Source organism: Rhodoferax sp. GW822-FHT02A01, assembly GCF_038784515.1.
In the GTDB taxonomy this organism is placed as follows: domain Bacteria; phylum Pseudomonadota; class Gammaproteobacteria; order Burkholderiales; family Burkholderiaceae_C; genus Allorhodoferax.
The window spans coordinates 3,237,003-3,256,862 of sequence record NZ_CP152376.1 but is presented as its reverse complement, the minus strand read 5'-3'; the positions used below and the strand labels follow the sequence as shown (position 1 = coordinate 3,256,862).

Sequence of the window (19,860 nt, the reverse complement as noted above, 5' to 3'; positions counted from 1 at the left end):
TTTCTTGCACAGCCTTGCTGGGGTAGTAATCAAAGCGTGTCTTTTCAGGTGTTCTCATGATTGCCTTTCATTCCGCCCAGGCAAAGCACAGGCCAGCCCCAGTTGCACTCAGTTCAGAAATGGCTCGATTCTGGAAATCTTCAAAACTCTCTCCAGGATTTCGAGCAACACTTTCGTCGCCCTTGCTAATACGTGTGTATCCGTTTTTATCCACTTGCATGCCGCAAATCAGGATGCTTACTTTTTGCGGACTAGCAGCATTTTCCAGAGCTGCGATACGTCGCTCGATAGACCCTTTATTTGGCAGCATTGAGACGCTCCTCCAACGCAGCTAAGCGCTTTTCAATTTCTTCCGACTGAGTGAGGCCTGCGACGGTGTTCAACCCCATTAGCAGTTGGGACGCTTGCTGAGGAATGATTAACCCTGCCGCCGTGGCCTTCACGATTGCCTCAGCACGCTCCACAAGGTTGCCATCTGGTATTTCGAAAGGCTCGATTGGATCAATGGCTTTGAGGGCTGGCGCACAGCGCTCCAACAGCAGACGGGAAGCGGCCACATCCCCACCCAATGCGCGCTCTGTCATCACCGTGATGATTTGCGGTATATGCTCTGCAATCTGCTCACGCAAGATCGTTGATTTCAGCTTCCCGGGCTTACGGCCTCTAGGGTTACCAGACTGCCCTGGCTTGAACTTGGTATCTGCCTTTTTTTCCATACGTACTCCTGCTAGCGGCCTGCCAAAACAGGCGGGTAGGTTTCGTGAAAATGCTTTATGAGGTCGGGCCAATGCTCTGCAGGTGTGGCCAACACTTCATCGCGCATCGCTTCTCGGGCGGCTTGCGAGTCCTTGAAGTGATCGCATGCCAGCATCGCTGCAGCCACTAGCCGCATTGCGTCTTCTGTTTTGAAAATGTCCACAGTAGGAACACCCAAAACCCCCATAAGGTCGCCTCTATCCACGCAAAGGCTTGTCACACCAGCCCCCATAACACCCATAAGGGGGCTTTTGGGGGTTTTGGGGGTAGGTACTTGGGGCTTTCGTGAAAAATGAACGGCTGCTCGCTCTGCCCACTTGTTCATTTGGCGCTCCTGGCAAGTGGGTTGATTTGGTAGCGAATAGTCGGTCTGCCGTCAGTGATGGCGTCGTATGAAACAACCCATCCAGCGTCTTCAAGGATGCGCAAGGCGTTTTCAGCATCGGCGTGTGATGTGATGCCAGCCCATCCCTTTTTGTAGAGTTCCCGTGCCGAGAAGTGGTCGTGGAGCTTTCCGGAGGCAATGCGACGGGAAACCATCTTGGCTGCACTGACCTTGCCGACTTCCACCAGGCCATAGATGCGACGAGCATGCCCAGCCAAATACTCACACCAAGCAGCAGCACGCACGGCACTTTCGAACTGCACCGGACCGACATTGCCCTCTGCCAGATGCAGAATCAAGGCAATCGCGCAGAACAGCTTCTCGAACTTGCCGAAGTGCTGTTGCATCAGCGGGTTCTGCTCCTTGGCGATCAACTCTCGATTCAACTCGGTTGACCATTCGATAAAGAGAGCTTGTGCCTCGTCATCAAAATGGAAGAATGGAATCTTGGCGAAGTCGTCCTGTGGTCTGGCTCCATCCTGCACAGGATCAAACGCTGCGAGACGGTCAATCACATCTCTAACGGCCTCACGAGCACCCTGAACGGGGTAACGGTCGCGCCACTCCCACTCAACGGCCTCCGGGAACACGAGAACCTGGAACCGCTGGATACGTCCATCGTTATCAAGGCTGTTGGTGATCTGGGTAAGGTATCGCTCCAGCAGATCAGGCTGAATGCCGCCAAACACGCTCAGGCAAAGATTTTTTACATGCTGACTACCGCGACCAATGCGGTCCACGTCAAAGCTGCCTGTGCCGTTCCAGCCTTCAAGATAAAAGGCCTTGTCACCCTCTCGCCCTTCCCGTTCCCAGCTTGACAGCAATCCAATCAGTTCGTCACGCAGTACCAAGATGCCAAACTCGTTGTGAGAAAGAATGTCGGCAAGCTTCTCAACTGTGGCGTCGTTGCTTTTGAACCGGCGCGGGTGAGGCTTTTCGGGCGGCATCAAAGCCTGCATATCAGCAACTGCGGCAGACATCTTCAAACCGTCTGTCTTGGCCCCGCTTGCAGCCTGCTTCATGCTGCTCTTTATCGCGGCCTGCTGGGCGTCGTAGGCAGCACTTTCCGCCTCGTATACCTTTTCCCGCTCTCCCAGCAGTTCGGCCTCTTTGGATTCCAGACGATCAAGGAAACGCATTGCCACATTCATGGCTGGTGTCTTCTTGGACGATGGGTAACCGACAACTCCCCCGAATAGGTTCGGGGTAACAATCCAGTCATCACGGCGCTTGGGCTTGATTCCACATTTGGCCCCAACAACAGCACCCAAAACCACCAAAAGGGCAGATGCGATGGAGTCTGGGGGGCACGGCATCCGATCTGCTTCATCCAAGACGAAGTCCTTCAGGATGGGCGGCAACAATGCATCTGCTTCAAACGGTGGCGCTAGAGGAAGGTCAGATTTGATTTCTTCCGGCTCAGACCACACCGGTTCGATTGCAAGCTCATCGTCCAAAGCTCCAACCAATTTGTCATAGTTTTCAAAGGTCACTGGAATTCCTTTTGAATCTGGTCAATGCGACGAGCTGCAACGCGCACCCGGCGCAGGTCAGACTCAGTCAAGACGACGCCGTTGTGCACGTTGTGTCCGGCAATTGCGATCAGGTTGGACTCGACTGCGAGCACCTGCAGCGCCTTAATTGGCGGTAAGGACGTGGGCTTGCGTTGAATGGCCGGCTTGCCATCCTCCACCCACGCGCCCAGGGCCTTGGCTGCTTCGATGAATTCCAGGCCATTGCGCTTCATGTGATATGCGAGCACATCGCCTCCACCTTCCATGCAACTCATGCATTTCCAGCTACCACTTACCTTGTGGATCCGCATGGTTTGGCGTCCGCCATGAAACTGGCAGATCGTTGATACCCATACCTTGCCTTTTGGCATCGGCACGCCTTGGGATTCAAAGTAGCTCACGGGGTCTGGGAGGCGTTCACGTTCAAATGCCATCGCTCTGCACCTCCACCTTTTCGCCTCCTCCGATTTGCTTTAGGAATGCGCCTACGGCTCCCAAGTCAGCAAGATGGCGAGCCATTCCCCAACGTGTCGCGAAATAGCTGTGTGTGCCGTTCGGGACCGGGGTGCGATTGAGTACGTGCCCACGCAATGCGAACTCAGCCTGAAGCGTGGCAAATGCTTTGTCTTCTTCCGGACTCATTGCATTCCTCCAATCTGACGGAGGTAGATTTGCGCGGCGCGAAGATCAGGCAATGTGCGTGACATGCCGAGCACCGGAGAAGAGACAAGCAATGTGTCTCCACTCAGCGGGTACAGCCCCAGCCCCATGGCCATGTATTGGCGTGCGAGCCGGTTGAACAGGTTCGGAATCTCCGGAACCATTTGTGACGGGCATTGGTTGCCGCTAGAATCGCGCTGCTGTGTATCTTGAGAAGCCGTCGAATTGCCTGCCAGGGCGTTGACGGCTTTCTCATTTGGGCCGTTGGCACTGGGGCACATTCAGGCCCCCTTAGTCTGTTGAGATTTGAGCCATGCCCTTACGGTTCCGACTTTCCACGCAGTGGTGCGCTCGGACAGTTTGCATGGTTGCGGGAAGTCACCCGCCTTGCACTTTCTCCAAAGAGTTGCCGATGACCATGGCACAACGTGCGGGATTAGCTGGGCCTGACGTATGTAGCCCGCATCGGGCAAGTCGTCAAAGGACGTAACGGTATTTGTAGACACTTACTGCACCTTTATGAAGTTAGGTGCATCAATGTTCTATCGTTAGCCCTTAAACCTCACGATATGCAATTCAGAATTAACTACCGCTTATGTTGCCAAGCAGCGCGTTGAACAGCTTGTAGTCACTTTCCAAAGTGTGCTGCGACTGGTTTTCAATGTCTGCAAGTTCGGCGCAAATATCTTCTATGGACTGCTCCGAATTTCGGTGCCGCTCCCACACGCGCATTCCTCTCAACAGACTGTCCTCACGTGTTTTTAAACTTGACTTGGGACCTCTCTTGCCAAAACTTGAAAGGTTTAGAGCAACGTCTGCAGTTACGCGCTTTTGACTTCCGGAATCGCCTACATATTCCCCAATTCTTTCAAAGCATTCGACCAAATAGTCGAGCAATTCTTCATCAAACTGAGTGTGTAACCCAGAGGGTTTGTTATGTGGAACGCGAGTCCCATCTGGATTTCGTTTGAATCTCAGATTGGGAATGGGATTTCCGTGGAAATCTACCTTTTGAGTTCCGTCGGAATTCAGCTTGTAAGTGCCATCCGGCTCTTGCTGACGGTTTTGATTAACCGTTGCGCAGAATTCTTTGATCAAGGTTTTTGCCGCATCAGCATCGTTCGCCTTTGCCTTCTCTATATTACGTCTGACAATGGACGCACTCGATGCGGATTTCATTGATCACCCCTTCAAGGTGTCACTTCAAAAAAGAACCCCAGCAGGCGGGTTGAAGATTCCCGCTCTTCGGTTCGCGGTCCTAGCTGGAGCGAACTCGTTAACTCAGCATGCCACTGAATGCCCGTTTCAGGGCGTCCAGATCTGGTTCATCGCCTTCGTCTTTACCATGCAAACGCTGCGCATAGTAAATGACCTCTGACAGTGTTTTGATGCGGGCCATGATGCCGTGAAATATCGGGCGGTCATCGTCTTGGCAGACATTTGCAGCGGCCTCTGCCAGCTTGAAAATTTCAAAGTTCGCTTTTCGTGATAGCTCTAGGCGGGTCGCGCTTTCATCGATTCCAACCTGAGCGCACAAATTGTCTCTAGGCATGGGTCACCTCGCCATCTCGAAACGCAATCAACACCGCAACATCGTCTATCTTTTCTTTTGCCGCGAAGTTGTGCAATTGCTCGTCGGTAACACGGCTCCCGATTGCAAGATAGTTCGGACCATCGATGTCCCCGCTTATGCCTCCTGAAGTCTCAGGGTAGTGAGGAGCAATGCGCTTGTCTCGGACAGATACAAGAACGACGTCACCTCTGCGCGAGGCAACCACAGTGTCTTTCTTCGTCCTTTGGAATGATTCGGTTGTCATTTTTTACTCCTAGTGCCGCGCTAGACTGCATGCACATGCGGTGTGTGCGTGTGACCGCTCAGCCAAGCGACCGGCAAAGTATTTGGCCATGACACCATTTACGAGCTTTTCATAGGCTTCGTACCCTTTCTCTTGCTCTTCCATATCCCTTCTTCTAGCCATAAAAGCATCAAAGGCATCTTGGGAGGGGAGCACTATTGATCGGCGTCCGATGCGCTTCAATACCCTGGATTGCCATTTTTCCGTCTGTTCGTCGGTCTCCCCTGGGCGCGCGACTCGGACAATGACGCCGCTTGAAAAGATCGTTGCTCGGTTGAGCGTTTGAGCGTTAGACATGGGCTGCACTCCTCTTAGCGGAATTGCGTTTTCGTACTACCTTGAGTTGCTCAATGCCTCCCTCGTCGTCACGCAATGGAATAAGGGATGCATCTTCGTATGGCATGGACATGACAGGCGGAAATTCGCAGATCTTCACACCTTGACGCCACATTGAACAACGAAGAGGTTGTCCAAGTGCGGCCACTACCCATGAGGGACCTTTCCCCATAATCCAATCCGAATGCCCAGAGATGTCCTCGCCGGGGATAAACCTTCGCACAATCACAACAATGCGCCCTTGGTTCAGGCTCCCGCCTTTTGAATGAATTCGTGCACGATCTCCAGGTTTGCATCGCGTCGCATTTGAGTGCGCTACATTTCGACTAGCCATTCTTGAACTCACTTTCATTTATGGTCAGGGCCTGTGTGGTGTTGTAGCGCCATCCAGGCCCGCCGCCCCCGCATGAACCGGTGCGGGGATTGCCGGTTACTCACTCTTTCTCGTCGTCAATCTTCTTGCGCACCCAAGGCGAACCACCCAAGCGCTTTAACTTGTCCTTTTGGCTGTTTGCCATGCGTATGGTGACTGGCACTGTTTCCTCACCAGACTTCAATGGTTTGCGGCCTTGGCCTCTGCCTGGTCCGCCATGTTGCTTGGGTTTGTCTGTCATTCTTGTTAATGTATTCGTTTTTCAAAATATTGCAAGCACCTTTTCGGTTGCTTTGTCAGTGCCGACTGTGGCTGATGGGTTGCGACGGCATTCCGATTGCTGAGATACTTCGACAGTCAGGAAAGCAGGGAAGGACGCCTATGGAACCTGAATTCGATTTTGATTTTCTAACCCCAGAATACCTGCTTGAAAAGGAGGAACTCTCTCGGGTCAGAGCCATCCGCAGGCGGGTCAAGGCATTAGAGATCAAGAAGCAAGTGTTGACCGAATTGAAGAGTCCTGGCCATGAGAAGCGAATAGCACGGGCCAACCTTGGCATTTCCAATTTGGACGCGGAACTTGAGCTAATTTCCGAGCGGGTGTTGAAGAGAGAAGTAGGACTAGAGCGCTACATGGTGATCCATATCGTGCGTTACGGCGGGACAGAACGTAGATTGCAGGTTCTTTGTTTTAGCGTTATCGATAGGGGTATTGGAACGAGATTGACTTGGGAACTCACAGGCAGGTCATTGCGCAAGAATCAAACTCTTGGCTCAAGGCATGAGGGGCTATGCATAAATTTTGCAAAGATTTACCGCAGAACGCTTGATGGCTCATGGGTTCGATTGCACCCCAAAGAGGAACATCAATGAACTTACCACCAAAAGATCTCCTGTATGGTGTCGCTCCGAGAATCCTCATAGATTGTGCTTCTCAGCTCCATGAGACGGGCGAAGACTTCTCATTGGAAGATTTTTGCAAAGCAATAGGCGCCCCATCGCACGAGGCCATGCCAGTAATAGATCAGTTGGTGAAAGATGGGTTCATGATTGCCATAGGCGTTGACAAGAGCATGTTTCAGCCAACCAAAAAGATGGCGCAGCTCGCGTTAGCTAAGGTTACAAACGGAATCTCTCGTCACCAAGCCGATCAATTTTTAATTGAAGTCCTACAGAAAGCTCACTTAATTAACAGCGATCCAGACACCTATCAGTTCCATGTTGGTTGCATCGTAGTATTCGGATCTTATTTGGGTGACAAGGATATCCTGGGAGATTTAGACTTGGGCGTATCGCTCACATCGGTTGCAAAGAAACGCGAAGAAGACAACAGGTGGACACTTGAGCGGATCCGGGAAAGCATTTCTCGAGAGAAAAGAGTAATGTCACACTTGCGATTGCGCAGGCCTGCTTTTATCAGTCTGCATGGTCTTAGTGAAGTATTGAGTCTAGAGACTCCGTACAGAGTAGTGTTCGGCACCTTGCCGGAAGTTGGCTAGGCGATATGGCATACAGAATTGTTGAAATCTCGACTATCCAGGACTTCCTTTCGGTTCCCAGTGAAGACTTGGGAGCCTGCCTAAAGGCATTTCAAGCCCACATTGAAAAAGTCAAATTGGAAATGACAGATGCTCGCCACCTGGGTGCTTCTCAAGTGACCGCCATGCGTTGCTTCACATGGCAAAGAAGAAGCACGGACAGATCAACAGAACGTCCCGTTGTAGTTACTGGCAGTACCGCACTTCGAGATTTAGGCGTGAAGCCTGCCGCTGTCTTTCGTCTTCGCGAATTGAATATTTACTGCCTTGAAGACTGTTCAGAAGTAAGCCAGGATGAGCTGATGGCAACCCCCGATATTGGACATAAGACAGTGCTTTCGATTCGCGAAAGCCTCAATGCAATTGGAATGGATTTTAAGGAGCACCCAAATCCGCGTCGTGCAGCCAATAATAGGGCGCGGTTGCTCAGAAATGTGCCGCTATCCGAAAGGGGGAAATCGATCAACGCCACTTCCGAAATTGCTCAGCTCGGACTAACAACTTCAACATTTTCTCGGTTCAGCAGGTCGAACATAAACACAGTTGGACAGCTTCTAGACCTGCGCGTAAGTGACTTGAGCAGCATGTTTGGCTCCAGTGGCCTCAGGGAAATCACACAGACTCTCGATGCCCTCGGATTAACTCTTAAGGCGAATCCATCCATGCTAGAGCAGTGGAGATACGGATTGCGCACGAAAGAAGATATGCCGCTTCCTTCGGATAGGGCACCTATCACCGAGTTACGTCCTTGGATAGGTTCGTCAGCAGATGCCTACAAAAGACACGGGCTTGACACCGTTGAAGATCTAAAGCACTTTTTTACCGATAGGAATGAGCGCGTACGAGGTGTTGGCGCCTACACATTGAGAAGAACCATTGATTTCCTTGCTGCCCATTACGGCATCACAAACTTTGCCCACCACCCCTGAACGTACTCAGAGCAAACCAATTCCTCTCCCTCTCGTATGCTCTCGATCTGGTAACCCTGCAGCAACAAGCCGCCCTCCGTCATCTTGACTAGGCGCACATCGAAAAGCGGATAGAGGACGCCTCTGCGGTGTTGATCGGTGTGGTCAATGAGCCTGGCCGCGAGTACATGTCGCTTTGCGTCTCCAACGACCATCGGCTCGACCAGCAGAATTCCGGCGTATTGCTGTGCTGCGGCCATCTCTTCCTTGGAGCGACGCACACCGTTGACGTGGGCTGGGACAACTGTAAATAACAACATGTCATTTTATACAGCCAACCAAGACAAATGCACAAGAATTCGTGAAAAAGCCCACCAAATGCTGACTTGTTTACCAGAGAACCTGCACATGTTGATCGTTTTTGGTGTTAAATCTCGCTATGTTCTCTCGGTTCTCTTATACGCACACCACCCATACTCACTTCAAGGCTGAGGATGCGGGGCAGTTGCGTCATAAGGAACCTAGTGTGCCAAAGTTCGACTTGGGTCGAATGAAAAGAGCGCTGTCCACCGATTCCACGGTAATCCCGCAAGGAATGTCGGCTGAAGAAATTCGACAATTTATTCTTGAATCGGTAACAAGCGCTAAATGACATTTGTAGTCAGTTTCAAAGCGCAGTTCGCACAAGAGTTCACCAGGTTTCCACCTGACCAGCAATTAAAAATTACCGAATTCATCGGTAAGTTTCAGTCCGTAGGGCTAGTTGACTTCAGTCAGTACCCTGGAAAGATAGCTCCATCATGGAGCAGCTTGTCTCCCGGTGATCCAAAGTACGCTTACGCTTACACAAATTCACTTTGGCACTATCACATCGGTCTGCCCGTTTATGTTCAACAGCATCCGAAATACCAAACCTCGGACTGGGTGTTGCACTTTCAATGGGTTGGGCAAGGACATCGAATCGACTTAGTGGACCTCTATCAACATCACAACTGGAAAGGCGAGTTCTATCTCCCTCCAGAGAGCGCTTTGCAATCCGACACGGAACCCGCAGAGGAGTAGTAGCCGCGTCGCTCGCCCACTCCCCTGAATTCCAAACTTGTTTACACGGCTAAGAACCTCAAGAAGAACTCCATTTGCAGCTTGAATCCTCTGAAGTTGAAAACCGTCGTCAATGGCCCGCTCTAACTCGATCCAAACGGTTGAGTAGTGCCGAGCAGCGTCTACGTTGATGTATGGCCTTTAGATATCTTGACTGGCCCGAACCGGCGCAAGCGTAATTTTCAATCATTGGCCTTGCGCTTGTGGACCCGAATTTTGGGCTTCTTCTCGGCCCATGCCATCACTTCCCCAGTGCGCCAGGCTGTGATTCGCGCGGAGAGCTTATAAGGCGCTGGAAACGTACCTGCATTGACCATCCGCCAAAGGGTCGCCGAGCTGAATGGAACGATGTGGGGAATCAGTCCAGCCTGACGGATGTATCCCGCTGCAGGCATGTGCATCATCAGTTCCTGCAGACGCTCCTTGATTCCTTGGGCGTGGCCGTCTTCCGCCTTTTGGGTGTTTTGGGGGGATGCTTCGGGGCGGTTATTGAAATTCATGAGAGATTCGCTTTCGCAGTTGAGAAGACTGAAGTCTCTCTAAAGCTCAAACAAAAGTCGCCACCTCCGCTCAGCAGAATGTGCACTCCGCTCAGCGCAATGCAATCGGCTCTCACGCGGCCCGGATGGGAACCACCTTGTCCTTTATTGTCTTCTGGTCCTTGTCACAAAAGTCAGCCCACTGCTGCATCATCCGATGGCGCTTTTCAAATGCATCGCTTCGCAGGTAGGCCCGCTCCACAGCGTCACCAACCGTGTGCGCCAGCGCCTTTTCTGATATTTCATGTTGGAAGTTGGTACGCTCGAGCGCCCAATCCTTGAACGTAGAGCGGAAGCCATGGGGCACGCCGTTGGCGCTCATGTCCCGCATGAGCTTGTTCATGGCCATGTCCGACAGTTGGGCGCCCTTCCGGGGAGAAGGAAAGATCAAGTCCGTATTGCCCACACGGTTCAAGCCATTGAGTAGCTTGATTGCCTGCTTGGACAGTGGGACGCGGTGCGCAACCCCTGACTTCATACGCTGGCCATTTCCATCGTCGTCACCATCCTCGCCAGGGATGGCCCAAGTCTTTGTCTCAAAGTCGATTTCAGGCCAGGTTGCGTGCCTGACGTTGTGCGACCGGACGCTGGTCAGAATCAGGAACTCCAACGCTTTGGCGGACATGCCGTCTTGTTGCCGAACGTCCGCCATGAAGGCACCAACCTCGTTGACCGGAATCGCTGGGTGATGGCGAACCTTCTTCACTTTGTTGGGTGATGCCAATTGATTGTCGAGGTTGTCCTTCCACGCGGCCGGGTTTTCTCCGGACCGCAGACCGAGTGTCTTTGCCGAACTGAGAACAGCCTCTACCCTGCCCCGCACATTCACGGCGGTCGTGGTCTTGGTCAGCCAAATGGGTTGCAGGATCTGAAGAACGTGCGAGACAGTTACATCGCGCACCCACAAATCACCAATGACCGGAAATGCGTAAGTCTCAAGAGTTCGGGTCCATTGGCCGGCGTGCTTCTTGTTTGTCCATTCGGGGGAATGGGCGGTGATGTAGTTTTCAGCGCAAGTCCTAAACGTCACGTCCTGGGCGCGGCTTGCTTTGAGGGCCTGCCGCTTACTCCGGCGCTGATCAATGGGATCTTCGCCATCGTGTACCTTCAGCTTGGCCTGGCGCGCCTTCTCTCTCGCTGTCGCCAAGGTCACGTCAGGAAAACCACCGAGCCCCATCTTTCGGCGCTTACCGCCAACCATGGTTCTCAAAACCCAACTCTTGGCACCCGTCTCAACGATCTGCAAACCCAAGCCTGCCACGCCACCCACGGCATGAAACCCAACCTCTTTGAGACGACTCACATCCAGCGCGCCCATCTCCTTGGCAATCTTTGGCATATAGACCTATGTACCCAAATATGTACCATTAAATTTGAGATTGGGTGAGATGTCAAGATACCGTGAGAAACGGCCTTCCCTCTGCAACCCGCATGGATGCTTGGGAAATGAGACGGTGTGAGAGTTCTCAATACGCCAGTTCTACGGACACAGTCTCCGCCACCCTCACACGTTCGCCATGAAGGCGATTAGCCTTTTCGCCACAACCGTTTGGCGTTCAAACGGACAGAATCCGGTCAACGCTTGTGGGCGGCCTCCTCTTCAGCCCGCTTCTTTTCTTCCTCCAATTTCAGTTCAGCTGCCGATCGGGGCGCGGGCACATGCATTTCTTTGGCTGGCGGCCTGGATTCTTCGGTTTTCGGTGCCATGGGTCTTACAGCATTCTGTTGAACTTTGGCGGCCTTTGCTGCCTCGGCTCTTAGGGCTTCGGCTCTTGCCATATCGGCCTTTGCGGCGTTCGCACGCGCCGCGTCGACCTTTGCTGCCTCAGCCTTCATGGCGGCGGACCTCGCTTCTACTGCACGTGCTGCGTCGACTTTGGCAGCTTCGGCCCTTGCAGCATCGACTCTGGTGGCATCAGGCCTGGATACTTCAGCCTTTGGCACAGGGGCGTTTGCAGACTTCGCAGCATCCGCAGCCTTGACAACATTTGCAGGTGCAGTGTCGCTCTTTGCGTTATCGGTCCTGGCTGCATCAACACGCGTTGCCGCGTTTGCCGGCAATTCGGCTTTACGGGTTTCAGGTGTCTTTCCGGAGGGCCGGGTCGCCGGTGGCAAAGCTACTGACGCGGGCGTCTTGGAAGGCGCCAGAACGCTGACGACGGGCGCATTGGCTGTGGCCGCGGCCGGTTTCAATTGTCCGCGGTGCGTATCGTCAATGGGCGCGCCAGGCTTTGCGGCCAGCAATGCTTGCTGAGCCACGAATGGCACTGGGGGCGGTGGAGGTGCGGTGTGAGTGACTGCTGCCTGGGCGTGTACCGGCGGTTTCACTTCTGCGCCAGAAGAACCTCCGTGCACGCTTTGAATCACAGGGGCCACCGGCGCCGTCAAGACGATAGGTGCCGCCAGAGCTGCCGTCTTCGATACTGGCAACACAGCCTTGGCCACGGGTTGGGATTGCGCAAACACGCGCTGGGGAACCGCCACCACTGCACCCGGTACCTGCTGGTTGGCATAGGTCTGCGTCACGTTGGTGGTGTTGTTTACTACCTCCGTATTTTTCGTGACATTGATGGTGTTGTAGACGTTGACGATATTTGCTGGCGCAATGACCGCGTTACTGCGGTTGATATTTTCGAAATAGCTACGGCTGACCTGGTATGTTGGTCTGTAGACCTCACGCGGTGCCAGCGGGAACCAACCTACCGATGCAGCCACGGCGCCTACGGCGAACACACCCTGAAAATTGGCCCCCCCGACAAACACCACCAGTGCTGGTGCATATACCGCCTGTTCGCGGGGTGGGCCGGGAACCCAGCACCAAGAGTTCCCCATATTGGCCCAGCGGCCATAGTGCGACACTGCATAGCCCCACGGCGCATCATCCACCCAAGTCCAACCCCAAGGGTCGATCCAGGCCCAGCGGCCATCGCGATAAGGTGTCCAGCCTGCGGGTACGTGCGATGGTGTCCACACGTATCCGTAGTTTGGATCGGCCCGCCAGGTTCCGTTCGAGTCAAGATCTTCATAGCCTACAACTTCACTCGACACATAACGAGCGGATGGCGAGTTGTCTGCGCGGCCGTCCCGTTCACGCGACCAAAGCTCCAGATCATCACCATAAGGTGTTGCCAGGATGTCGTAATCTGACAGATCGTTGCCATAGAAGCGGTACCCCCGGTGCGACGTGACGGCATAAGAAGCGCCATCCCCATACACTTCGGCTTCGCCGTTTTGAACCATTACTGCTGTCGAAGCGCCATTCGGGTCTACGTCGACGCGGTACTCGCCCGGATGATGCAGCACGAATGCCAAATTGGGCGTGTCTATCTCAAAAGTCTGGTTTTGCGCCATGCGTCGCACTCTCAGCTTGAGTGACCCCTGCGAGATCTGCACCTGCGCCATCTGATCATCCAGATTGAGAACAGTCACACTGGTGGCTACACCCAATCGAATATCCGCTCCGCCAATCTGCACTTCTGCGCGTGAACGGTCATCTACCCATAGACGGTCACCCGTGGTTACCGGGCGATTCAGTGCGGCCTGTATCCAATCGGTTTGACCCGCTGGGGCAAAGCTCACCGTGCCGCTGACATAGCCAAGGCGGGCAACTCGAGCGGGAGGTTCGGCCGTGGCTATCGCGCACACCGAGAGCAAGACGACGCTGACGAACGCTTTGAGCCCCATGCCAATGATTGCTGTATTCATGGTGTTTTCCTTTGCAGAAGTCCGTGCCTACACGGGCACCATTCGATCCGCTCTTCAGGCTAACCAGCAAATGCTGAAATGGCTGTGCGCTGGCATACGCAACGAGTAGCGCGACTTAGTCCCTATGCCAATCACCATGTTCGTCGTGATGCTCATCCCGCCAGTCATGGCGATGATGAAAACGCTCTCCCAGGTGGACCGGATACTCGTAGTACGGCTGGTAAATGGTGCGTGACTCAATGATTGTGGGCTGCTGATATGGGTAAATCGGCGCAGTCACCACCTCTTCCACTGGGTATTCAGGCTGCACTTGGGCGCTAGCGGGAGACACTTGAACGCGGATGGTGGGACCCGGGTCGTTAGGCATTTGAACCGAGTAACGGCGCCCCCCAAACAAGTAGGTCACGTTGTAACCGACAGTCCGGTTCTCGTAGAAGTTTTGGGTTGAGCAATGCTGAACGTTCTCGAGGTGACTCGCAGGAGCCCCCTCAATACGGTCGCCCAGGACCGCGCCGCCCACAATGCCAAGCATTGTCGCGGCGACATTGCCAGAACCCCGACCAATGGAGTTGCCAATGGCGCCACCGGCAATAGCGCCCATGGCGGCGCCTGCTCCAGACTTCTGCTGTTGAACTTCAACCTGTTGCGTTGAGCAAACCTGCCGTGGCACAGCGACTTGCTGAAGTATGGGCTGGGACGACAGCACGCGCCCGAAGTCGTCAGCAAGAGCGACACCCGAGGAAACCAGGGCCACTGAGAGAATCGCCAATTGTTTGATTGCAGACATAGGGATCTTTCTTGAGTTGAACCAGGTGGTTCGCCATTCAGGCCGTGCGTTCAAGATATTGGCGCATGCCCTTGCTCCAAGAACGCAGGCCGACGACCCTTCGCCTACCCCATCTCCTCGTCTGAACAGTCTGTTACCGGTATTTACAAATGCGCATGGGTGCTGACTGGGCGACAGCGTCGCACTCAGCCCCCACCTTCAATAAGGACGTTGACGTGTCACATGCATTTGTGCAGCGTACAGCCGGGCGGACAGGGCCTCTTCGCTGCTGACAATCGTTTTGCCAACAGGCGCCAGGGCCAACCCAGCCAACTTCAAGTGTTGAATTCCGAACGGAATGCCGATGATGGTGATAAAGCAAGCGCATGCTGTGATTACGTGCCCAATCGCAAGCCATACGCCAGCGACCAGAAACCACAGGATGTTGCCAACCATGCCCAAGGCGCCTGTTCCAACGTCTTCGGCACCAGTCAGCTCAGCGCGACTGATTGCCTCCTTGCCGAAGGGCAGGAAGGCAAACCGACCTATGACAAAGCAGGCCTTGGCCCAGGGCAGCCCCACGATGCTGAGCGCACAAATGATGCCGGCGAGCCACCATCCAAGGCCCATCCAGAAGCCGCCGAAGACAAACCACAAAACGTTTCCAATTATTCTCATTTATTCCTCCCCCACTCGCCACCAATGTACCCCAATCGATTGGCTGAGTCGCTCACCGGGACAGGAATGTTGCCCGCAAATCGACCAGCAAAAAAGGGTGCCGAAGCACCCTTGGTTGTTGCCGTTGCCGCAGTCTTACTTGCCGCAGGTCTTGCCGTGGTCACCGTGATAGCCCTTTGCCTTGGCGTCCGCTTCCGCCATGTACTCACCGGCCTTGGTCTTGCCATAAGACTTGGAACCTTCACAGTGGTAGACCTTGGACTTGGTGTTCACCCAAACCTTGCCGTCTCCACCCGTAGCAGCGACAGCCGCCGCAGGCGCAGCACCCTTTGTGGCGGCAGTCGTGGCTGGCTTGGCAGCCGGGGTAGCGGTTGCAGGGGCCGTTACAGCGGCAGGTGCACTTGCTTTGGCGGCTACAGGTGCAGCTGTTTGCGCAAATGCCGAGGCAGCGCAGAGCAGGCCGAGAGCGATGGTAAGAGCACGAACTTGTGAACGCATTTGAAATTCCTTTGCAGTTTGCAGCGGGCTTCAAAACACTTGAAACCCTACACCTACAACGCTCTTGCTGATATGCCGTCTACACGAATGTGTGAAGATTGAGTGAAGCTGGGCACTATGGCATTGCCCAGCCTAAAACGTTTCCCAATCATCCTCACCCGCAGCAACTGCCACCTTGGCTTTGGCGGCCAGCTTGGGCAAGGAAATCGGCTTCTTCGCAGCAGGCTTGGGGGCAGAAGTAGTGGCGGCAGGCTTGCTCTCCAGACGTCGTTCGGTGCCCTTGAAGGGCACAGCCTTGGATGCAGGTGCGCGCACGGTTGTCTTCACCACGCTGGCTTGTGCATTGGCGCCCAGGTTGAAGACGGCCACGGTTTCCACCAAATCGCCGGCTTGTGATCTGAGGCTGCTGGCGGCGGCAGCCATCTGCTCTACCAGTGCGGCGTTTTGCTGGGTGGCCTGGTCCATCTGGGTGACGGCCTCGCCCACCTGGGCCACGCCTGCGGCCTGTTCGTTGCTGGCCGAGCTGATCTCGCCCACCAAGTCGCTCACCTTGCGGATGGAGCCGACCACTTCGGCCATGGTGGTGCCGGCCTCGTCAACCAGCACGGTGCCCTGCTCCACGCGCTCCACACTGGCGTTGATGAGGTTCTTGATTTCCTTGGCGGCCTCGGCGCTGCGGCCTGCCAGGGAGCGCACTTCGCTGGCGACCACGGCAAAGCCGCGGCCCTCTTCTCCGGCACGGGCTGCTTCCACTGCCGCGTTGAGCGCCAGGATGTTGGTCTGGAAGGCAATCCCATCGATCACGCTGATGATGTCGGATATCTTCTTGGAGGAGTCGTTGATTTCCTTCATGGTCTCCACCACGCGGGCAACCACTTCGCCACCGCGCACGGCCACACTCGATGCATTGCTGGCCAGCTGATTGGCTTGGCGCGCATTGTCGGCGTTGTGCTTGACCTGTGCGCTGAGCTGCTCCATGGAGGCGGCCGTCTCTTCCAGAGCACTGGCCTGGCTCTCGGTGCGGGACGAGAGATCGGAGTTGCCTTGCGCGATCTCGGCGCTGGCCGTGGCCACACCTTCTGAGCCCGCGCGCACCGTGGTGACCACGCGGGTGAGCGAGGCTTGCATACGTGCCATGGCGGCCATCACGCTGCCAGTGTCGCCAGAGCGCACCTGCAAGGGTGCATGCAGATCACCTTCAGCCACCTGGCCCGCCACTTCAGACAGTTCGCCGGGTTCGGCACCCAGGGCGCGCGACAGGTCGCGTGAAACCAGCCAGCCGATCAAGCCACCGATGATGAGCATGAACACGGCTGCCGCACCCATGACCACGGTGGCAGAATTTGCAGTCGCAATGGCCTCGTTCGCCACTTCATCGGCAAACTGCTTTTGCAAGGTGCGCGAGTCATCAACCGCTTTGAAATACGTAGCCTGCAATGGTCGCACTTCATCCAGCAACACCTTGCTGGCTTCAGCCTTGTCACCCTTCTCGATGGCGGCGATAACTTTGTCCATAGCTTTGCTGTAGAGCGGACGCGTATCGTTGATGGCCTTCATCAGCTCAACGCCCTTGGGCTTGACGATGATTTCGTTGAGCTCCTTCAGCAGTGTGCCGTTGGACTCCTTTGTCTCGGCCCGCTTCTTCTGCTCGGCTTCGCGCACTGCAGGATCATCGTATATCAGCATGTTGCGCACGGCCCGTGCGTTGGTATTGAGGTTGTCCATGAGCAGCGTGAACTTCGCCACTTTGACCATCTTGTCACCCGACACTTCTTGCAGGTTCGCCGCAAGTGTGTGCATTTTGACGGCACTGTAGGCGGCTACGCCAACACCGATAAATGCAACGGTGCAAAAGCCGAGGGCGAGTCGGCTCGACACCTTCATTCCGCTAAAAATTGACATGTCCAACCTGTTTGTAATAGTGAAGACTTGAGAGGTTCAAGGGCAACCCACAAGGCGCGATGCATGCTATCACGCCCCTTGCAGCAAAGGCCCAGAATTGCCCTGAAGCAACGCACGTGTATTTGCTGCGGGCAAATACAGCGGCGCGTTGTCTTTGTGCCCGGCATCCGAGACATGGAATACCGATATGGACTTCACCAGAACAGCGGCCTGCAACTTCAGAGACTCCGCTGCGGCAGCGCTTTGCTCCACCAGTGCAGCGTTTTGCTGGGTGCTGCGATCCATATCCGATACCGCTTCGTTCACACCATGGATTTCGTCCGCCTGAGCCGCAGTAGCTTGAGAAATTTCGGCCACCAGGGTGCTCACGCGCCCGATGGAAGCCACGATCTGGCGCATGGTCTCGCCCGCGGCATGGACCTTGGTCGTGCCGGAGGCCACCTGATCGGCAGAGGCGCTGATGAGCGTGCGGATTTCTTTTGCCGCATTGCTGCTGCGTTGGGCCAGTTCCCGAACCTCGCTGGCGACCACGGCAAAGCCGCGACCCTGCTCGCCTGCACGCGCCGCTTCCACCGAGGCGTTGAGCGCCAGGATGTTGGTCTGGAACGCAATGCCGTCAATGGTGCCTATGATTTCGCTGATGCGTTTGGCCTGCACGCTGATGGCGTCCATGGTGGTCACCACCTCGGCCACATCGCTGCCACCCTTTTGCGCGATCTGGGCGGATTCGGAAGCAAGGTCACGCGCACGTCTGGCCGTGTCGGAGTTGACGCGTATGGTGTTGGTCAGATCGGCTACCGATGCCGATGTGGCCTGCAGCGCCGAAGCAGTCTGCTCGGTGCGGCTTGCCAGGTCGTTGTTGCCGGTGGAGATTTCGCTGGCGGCGGTGTCAATCTGCTCGGCACCATTGCGGATCTCTGCAATCATTCCGTTGAGGCGTTGCGTCACCTCACCCAACGCATTGAGTACCTGGCCGGTTTCATCGGTACCAGCCTGTGCCTGGCGCAAACGCAAGTTGCCGGATGCCACATCTCTGGCAATGGCCACCGCTTCGCGCAGCGGCTGCACAATGCGTCGGGCGATATACCAGGTCAGAAACACGCCTAGCAACAGCGCCAGTGCAGCCATGCCAACCGACGTGCGATTACCCGTAACCAGACTGGCCAAGGCTTTGTCACCACTGGCGTCCGCCTGTTCAACCTCGTGTTTGAACAGCTCACTGGATAGGGCGCGGGTTTCGCTGTAGGCCGTCTCGGCGGTGCTCATCATGATGGCCGCAGTGCTCAGATCGGCGTCCTTCATGTCCAGGGTATCCAGCGCGGCCTTGGTGTATTTCTGAAAGGCGGCACTCAAGCGCTCCAGCTTGGCCGTGGAGTCGGTATCACCGGAGAACAGCTCGCGCAACTGGTCCAGCTGCGCCTGCGTGGCCTTGAGTTCGGCGGCAATCTTGCCGTCCAACGTCTTGATGACATCAGCCTTGAGGCCGGCACCGGCAAAGGCCATGCTTTGCATCACCATCCCGTTCACGGCAACCACGCGCTCGCGCACGTCTGCCACGTGCGTCACGTTCACAAAACTTTTTTGGGTAAGGAATTCCAGCGTTTGTGAAGTCTTCTGCGAAGTCCACACACCAAAGGACGACACCACCAGCAGGCACAGCAGGACCATGGAAGGTGCCAGTGCCACTTTGGTCATCAGAGACAACCTGTCAAATTTGAAAGTCATGGGGATTGCCCTCTCGTTGCATCAAGCGAAAAATTGGAGGGGGATCGGATCCGGCTGGAGCCAAGCCCCTCCGGTATTGCTTAGCGGTAAACGCCCACCAGAACGATGCCGTCGAATCCGGGGATCTTCTTGACGTAGGAAGACTTGGGCTCCACCTTCTTGCTAACGGGGTTGCTGAAGTCGTAGTCCACCCAGCCTTCACCCTTGGTGCCGGTGGCGATCAGTTCCTGCACGAAGAGCTTGCCGTTCTGGTCCTTGAAGTCGATCAGGTTCTTGCCGACGAGCTTTTCATTGGCACCGTGGGCCAGCACCACGCCCTTGGTGTCCTGCACGACTACATACAGATCCTTCTTGGTCCAGGTCGCCTTGTCGGTATTGAAGTCGTTGAAGGCAGTGGTGTTGCCCACCTGTTTGATATGGGCCAGGGCTGCATTGACCAGCGCTTTGGCTTCGTCCTTGGTGCCATGGTCTTCAGCCATGGCAGACAGGGACAGGAATGCAGAAACGATCACAACGAGAAAGGCACGGAAGATTTTCATGGTTTGCTCCAATATTGGGCGAATGAACGGCGGTATCTGGAAAGACCGTCTTCACCCTTGTAAAAATAAATAGGTGAGAAA

The 19,860-nt window shown here is 55.0% G+C and carries 26 protein-coding genes; 4 read left to right on the top strand and 22 right to left on the bottom strand.

The window, feature by feature from the left end; all coding sequences use genetic code 11:
• Nucleotides 1-67: 67 nt before the first annotated feature.
• The 12 genes from AAGF34_RS15285 to AAGF34_RS15230 form a co-directional block, all read right to left on the bottom strand.
• Nucleotides 68-310 (bottom strand): hypothetical protein, encoded by a 243-nt coding sequence (locus AAGF34_RS15285; protein WP_342616578.1) that lies wholly within the window; start codon nt 308-310, stop codon nt 68-70.
• Nucleotides 297-716, bottom strand: coding sequence for a DUF5681 domain-containing protein (locus AAGF34_RS15280; RefSeq protein ID WP_342616577.1), 420 nt, complete (start codon nt 714-716; stop codon nt 297-299). Before AAGF34_RS15280 ends, AAGF34_RS15285 begins: the two co-directional genes overlap by 14 nt.
• 11 nt (nt 717-727) lie before the next feature.
• A complete protein-coding gene (locus AAGF34_RS15275; RefSeq protein ID WP_342616576.1) occupies nt 728-1,081 on the bottom strand; it encodes a hypothetical protein in 354 nt (117 codons plus the stop codon).
• Nucleotides 1,078-2,634 carry a YfjI family protein gene (locus AAGF34_RS15270; protein ID WP_342616575.1) on the bottom strand — a complete coding sequence of 519 codons (1,557 nt, stop codon included), beginning with the start codon at nt 2,632-2,634 and terminating at the stop codon, nt 1,078-1,080. Before AAGF34_RS15270 ends, AAGF34_RS15275 begins: the two co-directional genes overlap by 4 nt.
• Nucleotides 2,631-3,056, bottom strand: coding sequence for a CHC2 zinc finger domain-containing protein (locus AAGF34_RS15265; RefSeq protein ID WP_342616574.1), 426 nt, complete (start codon nt 3,054-3,056; stop codon nt 2,631-2,633). Before AAGF34_RS15265 ends, AAGF34_RS15270 begins: the two co-directional genes overlap by 4 nt.
• Nucleotides 3,057-3,078: 22 nt before the next feature.
• On the bottom strand, nt 3,079-3,297 hold the full coding sequence (locus AAGF34_RS15260) for a hypothetical protein (protein WP_342616573.1): 219 nt from the start codon (nt 3,295-3,297) through the stop codon (nt 3,079-3,081).
• Complete coding sequence (locus tag AAGF34_RS15255) at nt 3,294-3,596, bottom strand: hypothetical protein (protein ID WP_342616572.1); 303 nt, start codon at nt 3,594-3,596, stop codon at nt 3,294-3,296. The genes AAGF34_RS15260 and AAGF34_RS15255 overlap by 4 nt, the downstream gene beginning before the upstream one ends.
• A complete protein-coding gene (locus AAGF34_RS15250) occupies nt 3,597-3,740 on the bottom strand; it encodes an AlpA family phage regulatory protein (RefSeq protein ID WP_342621109.1) in 144 nt (47 codons plus the stop codon).
• A 157-nt stretch (nt 3,741-3,897) separates the two neighbouring features.
• The gene (locus AAGF34_RS15245) at nt 3,898-4,494 is read right to left on the bottom strand and encodes a hypothetical protein (RefSeq protein WP_342616571.1); all 597 of its coding nucleotides are present in this window, start codon (nt 4,492-4,494) and stop codon (nt 3,898-3,900) included.
• Nucleotides 4,495-4,591: 97 nt separating this feature from the next.
• Nucleotides 4,592-4,867: a hypothetical protein gene (locus AAGF34_RS15240; protein ID WP_342616570.1), complete on the bottom strand. Its 276-nt coding sequence runs from the start codon at nt 4,865-4,867 to the stop codon at nt 4,592-4,594.
• Complete coding sequence (locus AAGF34_RS15235; protein WP_342616569.1) at nt 4,860-5,132, bottom strand: hypothetical protein; 273 nt, start codon at nt 5,130-5,132, stop codon at nt 4,860-4,862. Before AAGF34_RS15235 ends, AAGF34_RS15240 begins: the two co-directional genes overlap by 8 nt.
• A gap of 9 nt (nt 5,133-5,141) precedes the next feature.
• Complete coding sequence (locus AAGF34_RS15230) at nt 5,142-5,468, bottom strand: hypothetical protein (RefSeq protein WP_342616568.1); 327 nt, start codon at nt 5,466-5,468, stop codon at nt 5,142-5,144.
• 793 nt (nt 5,469-6,261) lie between these two features.
• Here AAGF34_RS15230 and AAGF34_RS15225 point away from each other — a divergent pair.
• From AAGF34_RS15225 to AAGF34_RS15215, 3 genes are read left to right on the top strand one after another with little or no spacing between them, the layout of a single operon-like run.
• On the top strand, nt 6,262-6,753 hold the full coding sequence (locus AAGF34_RS15225) for a hypothetical protein (protein ID WP_342616567.1): 492 nt from the start codon (nt 6,262-6,264) through the stop codon (nt 6,751-6,753).
• Entirely contained in the window at nt 6,750-7,379 is a 630-nt protein-coding gene (locus tag AAGF34_RS15220) for a hypothetical protein (RefSeq protein WP_342616566.1), read from the top strand. Before AAGF34_RS15225 ends, AAGF34_RS15220 begins: the two co-directional genes overlap by 4 nt.
• 5 nt (nt 7,380-7,384) lie before the next feature.
• Nucleotides 7,385-8,347: a hypothetical protein gene (locus AAGF34_RS15215; protein WP_342616565.1), complete on the top strand. Its 963-nt coding sequence runs from the start codon at nt 7,385-7,387 to the stop codon at nt 8,345-8,347.
• Here AAGF34_RS15215 and AAGF34_RS15210 read toward each other — a convergent pair.
• The gene (locus AAGF34_RS15210; RefSeq protein ID WP_342616564.1) at nt 8,314-8,646 is read right to left on the bottom strand and encodes a hypothetical protein; all 333 of its coding nucleotides are present in this window, start codon (nt 8,644-8,646) and stop codon (nt 8,314-8,316) included. The genes AAGF34_RS15215 and AAGF34_RS15210 overlap by 34 nt on opposite strands.
• Before the next feature lie 328 nt (nt 8,647-8,974).
• Here AAGF34_RS15210 and AAGF34_RS15205 point away from each other — a divergent pair, with 328 nt between their 5' ends.
• On the top strand, nt 8,975-9,388 hold the full coding sequence (locus tag AAGF34_RS15205) for a hypothetical protein (RefSeq protein ID WP_342616563.1): 414 nt from the start codon (nt 8,975-8,977) through the stop codon (nt 9,386-9,388).
• A 221-nt stretch (nt 9,389-9,609) separates the two neighbouring features.
• On the opposite strand, the gene AAGF34_RS15200 is transcribed toward AAGF34_RS15205, so the two are convergent.
• From AAGF34_RS15200 to AAGF34_RS15160, 9 genes are all read right to left on the bottom strand, one after another.
• Nucleotides 9,610-9,927, bottom strand: coding sequence for an AlpA family phage regulatory protein (locus tag AAGF34_RS15200; RefSeq protein WP_342616562.1), 318 nt, complete (start codon nt 9,925-9,927; stop codon nt 9,610-9,612).
• 112 nt (nt 9,928-10,039) lie between these two features.
• The gene (locus tag AAGF34_RS15195) at nt 10,040-11,305 is read right to left on the bottom strand and encodes an integrase arm-type DNA-binding domain-containing protein (RefSeq protein WP_342616561.1); all 1,266 of its coding nucleotides are present in this window, start codon (nt 11,303-11,305) and stop codon (nt 10,040-10,042) included.
• 236 nt (nt 11,306-11,541) lie between these two features.
• Nucleotides 11,542-13,671 (bottom strand): DUF6600 domain-containing protein, encoded by a 2,130-nt coding sequence (locus tag AAGF34_RS15190; RefSeq protein ID WP_342616560.1) that lies wholly within the window; start codon nt 13,669-13,671, stop codon nt 11,542-11,544.
• A gap of 115 nt (nt 13,672-13,786) precedes the next feature.
• Complete coding sequence (locus AAGF34_RS15185; RefSeq protein WP_342616559.1) at nt 13,787-14,458, bottom strand: hypothetical protein; 672 nt, start codon at nt 14,456-14,458, stop codon at nt 13,787-13,789.
• Between the two features lie 198 nt (nt 14,459-14,656).
• Entirely contained in the window at nt 14,657-15,115 is a 459-nt protein-coding gene (locus AAGF34_RS15180; protein WP_342616558.1) for a YccF domain-containing protein, read from the bottom strand.
• Nucleotides 15,116-15,250: 135 nt separating this feature from the next.
• Complete coding sequence (locus AAGF34_RS15175; protein ID WP_342616557.1) at nt 15,251-15,613, bottom strand: signal protein; 363 nt, start codon at nt 15,611-15,613, stop codon at nt 15,251-15,253.
• Between the two features lie 132 nt (nt 15,614-15,745).
• Nucleotides 15,746-17,497 (bottom strand): methyl-accepting chemotaxis protein, encoded by a 1,752-nt coding sequence (locus AAGF34_RS15170; protein ID WP_342621108.1) that lies wholly within the window; start codon nt 17,495-17,497, stop codon nt 15,746-15,748.
• A gap of 87 nt (nt 17,498-17,584) precedes the next feature.
• Nucleotides 17,585-19,240 (bottom strand): methyl-accepting chemotaxis protein, encoded by a 1,656-nt coding sequence (locus AAGF34_RS15165; protein ID WP_342616556.1) that lies wholly within the window; start codon nt 19,238-19,240, stop codon nt 17,585-17,587.
• An 80-nt stretch (nt 19,241-19,320) separates the two neighbouring features.
• Entirely contained in the window at nt 19,321-19,779 is a 459-nt protein-coding gene (locus tag AAGF34_RS15160) for a cache domain-containing protein (protein WP_342616555.1), read from the bottom strand.
• Between the last annotated feature and the right edge of the window lie 81 nt (nt 19,780-19,860).

Bases quoted from the DNA above. Each gene is read 5' to 3' on its own strand.
- AAGF34_RS15285 (WP_342616578.1), bottom strand. From the start codon at position 310: ATGCTGCCAAATAAAGGGTCTATCGAGCGACGTATCGCAGCTCTGGAA.
- AAGF34_RS15280 (WP_342616577.1), bottom strand. From the start codon at position 716: ATGGAAAAAAAGGCAGATACCAAGTTCAAGCCAGGGCAGTCTGGTAAC.
- AAGF34_RS15275 (WP_342616576.1), bottom strand. From the start codon at position 1,081: ATGAACAAGTGGGCAGAGCGAGCAGCCGTTCATTTTTCACGAAAGCCC.
- AAGF34_RS15260 (WP_342616573.1), bottom strand. From the start codon at position 3,297: ATGAGTCCGGAAGAAGACAAAGCATTTGCCACGCTTCAGGCTGAGTTC.
- AAGF34_RS15255 (WP_342616572.1), bottom strand. From the start codon at position 3,596: ATGTGCCCCAGTGCCAACGGCCCAAATGAGAAAGCCGTCAACGCCCTG.
- AAGF34_RS15245 (WP_342616571.1), bottom strand. From the start codon at position 4,494: ATGAAATCCGCATCGAGTGCGTCCATTGTCAGACGTAATATAGAGAAG.
- AAGF34_RS15240 (WP_342616570.1), bottom strand. From the start codon at position 4,867: ATGCCTAGAGACAATTTGTGCGCTCAGGTTGGAATCGATGAAAGCGCG.
- AAGF34_RS15235 (WP_342616569.1), bottom strand. From the start codon at position 5,132: ATGACAACCGAATCATTCCAAAGGACGAAGAAAGACACTGTGGTTGCC.
- AAGF34_RS15230 (WP_342616568.1), bottom strand. From the start codon at position 5,468: ATGTCTAACGCTCAAACGCTCAACCGAGCAACGATCTTTTCAAGCGGC.
- AAGF34_RS15225 (WP_342616567.1), top strand. From the start codon at position 6,262: ATGGAACCTGAATTCGATTTTGATTTTCTAACCCCAGAATACCTGCTT.
- AAGF34_RS15220 (WP_342616566.1), top strand. From the start codon at position 6,750: ATGAACTTACCACCAAAAGATCTCCTGTATGGTGTCGCTCCGAGAATC.
- AAGF34_RS15215 (WP_342616565.1), top strand. From the start codon at position 7,385: ATGGCATACAGAATTGTTGAAATCTCGACTATCCAGGACTTCCTTTCG.
- AAGF34_RS15210 (WP_342616564.1), bottom strand. From the start codon at position 8,646: ATGTTGTTATTTACAGTTGTCCCAGCCCACGTCAACGGTGTGCGTCGC.
- AAGF34_RS15205 (WP_342616563.1), top strand. From the start codon at position 8,975: ATGACATTTGTAGTCAGTTTCAAAGCGCAGTTCGCACAAGAGTTCACC.
- AAGF34_RS15200 (WP_342616562.1), bottom strand. From the start codon at position 9,927: ATGAATTTCAATAACCGCCCCGAAGCATCCCCCCAAAACACCCAAAAG.
- AAGF34_RS15195 (WP_342616561.1), bottom strand. From the start codon at position 11,305: ATGCCAAAGATTGCCAAGGAGATGGGCGCGCTGGATGTGAGTCGTCTC.
- AAGF34_RS15190 (WP_342616560.1), bottom strand. From the start codon at position 13,671: ATGAATACAGCAATCATTGGCATGGGGCTCAAAGCGTTCGTCAGCGTC.
- AAGF34_RS15185 (WP_342616559.1), bottom strand. From the start codon at position 14,458: ATGTCTGCAATCAAACAATTGGCGATTCTCTCAGTGGCCCTGGTTTCC.
- AAGF34_RS15180 (WP_342616558.1), bottom strand. From the start codon at position 15,115: ATGAGAATAATTGGAAACGTTTTGTGGTTTGTCTTCGGCGGCTTCTGG.
- AAGF34_RS15175 (WP_342616557.1), bottom strand. From the start codon at position 15,613: ATGCGTTCACAAGTTCGTGCTCTTACCATCGCTCTCGGCCTGCTCTGC.
- AAGF34_RS15170 (WP_342621108.1), bottom strand. From the start codon at position 17,497: ATGAAGGTGTCGAGCCGACTCGCCCTCGGCTTTTGCACCGTTGCATTT.
- AAGF34_RS15165 (WP_342616556.1), bottom strand. From the start codon at position 19,240: ATGACTTTCAAATTTGACAGGTTGTCTCTGATGACCAAAGTGGCACTG.
- AAGF34_RS15160 (WP_342616555.1), bottom strand. From the start codon at position 19,779: ATGAAAATCTTCCGTGCCTTTCTCGTTGTGATCGTTTCTGCATTCCTG.